The organism is Streptomyces sp. NPDC055287, from assembly GCF_053646035.1.
The window spans coordinates 1-2051 of sequence record NZ_JBSHNE010000118.1; the positions used below are offsets into that span (position 1 = coordinate 1).

General features: G+C 70.3%; 1 protein-coding gene. It reads right to left on the reverse strand.

Translation table 11 applies throughout. The annotated features are described in order from the left end of the window. Positions 1-1895 (reverse strand): type I polyketide synthase (locus ACWIHY_RS40205; RefSeq protein ID WP_454381703.1); only part of this gene is annotated, 1895 nt, incomplete at its 3' end. Between the last annotated feature and the right edge of the window lie 156 nt (positions 1896-2051).

The following is a 2051-nucleotide window of genomic DNA, read 5'->3' on the forward strand; positions in this document are numbered from 1 at the left end:
GCTTCGGTGTCCCAGCCGCGGTTGGAGGGGAAGCCGGAGATCGCGTCCCTGCCCTCGGACACCAGCTCCCACAGGTCCTCCGCCGAAGCCACCCCGCCCGGATACCGGCAACCGATCCCCACAATCGCGATCGGCTCCTCTCGGGTGCCGGTTGCAGAGGCCGGTGGTGTCGGTGCGACGGTGGGCGCGCTCTCGGTGAGCTGCTGGTAGAGGTGCTGTGCGAGAGCGGCGGGGGTGGGATGGTCGAACGCAAGAGTGGTGGGCAGCCCGAGATCCGTGGCGGCGTTGAGGTGATTGCGAAACTGGACCGTGGTCAGCGAGTCGAAGCCGAGTCCCTTGAAAGTCTGCTCGAGGTCGAGCGCCTCGGGATCCGAGTGCGCGAGCACGGCGGCCGCGGAGTCCCGTACGAGCTCGACGAGGTACTGGGGCCGGTCGGCCTCGGGCAGCGCGGCGAGTCGCGTGTTGAACGAGTGCGTTCCGCTGTCGTCTCCGGCCGGAACGTCAGCAGGGGCCTCCGGCTTCACCAGGCCCCGCAGCAGCCGAGGAAGTACACCCTGGTGTGCCTGGAGACGCAGTGCCGAGGCATCGAGACGGGCCGTGACCAGCGACGGTGCGGGGCTGGCCAGAGTGGCGTCGAACAGGGCGAGCGCCTCCCCGGTCGGCAACGGCGGAAAGCCACTGCGGCCGATGTGGGTGACCGCGCTGTCGGACAGATGCCGGATCATGCCTGCCTCATGGGCCCAGGGACCCCACGCGAGGCTGGTGGCGGGGAGGTTCTGTGCGTGGCGGTGGTGGGCGAGGGCGTCGAGGAAGGTGTTGGCCGCAGCGTAGTTGGCCTGGCCGGGGGCGCCGAGGGTGCCGGCGATGGAGGAGAAGAGGACGAACGCGTCGAGGTCCATGCCCTCGGTGAGGCGGTGGAGGTTCCAGGCGGCGTCGACCTTCGGACGCATTACCGACTCGACCTGCTCGAAGGTCAAACCGGGCAACAGGCCCATGTCCACGGTGCCGGCGGTGTGGATGACGGCGGTGAGGGGGTGTTCGGTGGGGATGGTGTTGATGAGGTGGGTGAGTGCGTTGTGGTCGGCGGCGTCGCAGGCGGTGAGGGTGATGTGGGCGCCGAGTGCGGTGAGTTCGGTGCGTAGTTGTTCTGCGCCTTCGGCTTCGGGTCCGCGTCGGCTGGTGAGCAGGAGGCGGGTGACGCCGTGGTGGGTGACGAGGTGGCGTGCGGTGAGCGCGCCGAGTGCGCCCGTACCGCCCGTGACCAGCACCGTGCCACCAGGTGTGAAGCCGAATGCCTTCTGAGGGGCGTGCCGGTCGGTCGCGACCCCCAGCCGCGGTACGCACGGGACGCCGCGCCGCACGGCAGCCTCCGGTTCCTGGGCGGCGACGGCCGCGAGGATCGTCGCACCGCCGGTCTCGGCCGCCCCTTCGTCCAGGTCGACAAGAGTGAAGCGGTCCGGGTACTCGGCCTGTGCCGCGCGAACGAGTCCCCGGACGGCGGCCTGAGCGAGGTGCGGTACCTCCCGGCGGTGCGTGGCCACTGCCTGACGGGTGACCAGGACCAGTCGCGATGCCGCAAACCTGTCGTCGGACACCCACGTGCGCAACAGCGCGAGGGCGTGGTGGACGGCCGCGTGGACCTGCTCGGGGGTGGCGGCCTCGTCGTCGGGCCCGAGGAAGAGGGGAGCGATCACCAGCGGCGGAACGGGGCCGCCCTCGGTGATTACTGCGCCGAGGGATTCGAGATCCGGGTGGTTCGTCGCGCCCGGTGCCGCGTCGGCCGCCGCCCCGGAACCGTCGCCGAGCACGACTGTCTCGGCGGTCAGCGTGGACGCACTGTCGGCCGGAACATCGAACGGCACCCACTGCACTCGGAACAGCGAGTTGTCGCTCAAGGGCTCCGGAGCAGTGGTGTGGGTGGTGGGTGTGAGCCAGTGGGGTGTGTGTTGGAAGGGATAGGTGGGGAGGGGGGTGTGGTGTGTGGGGGTGGGGGTGTGGTGGGTCCAGTTGATGGGGTGGCCGTGGGTGTGGTGTTGGGCGAGGGCGGTGAT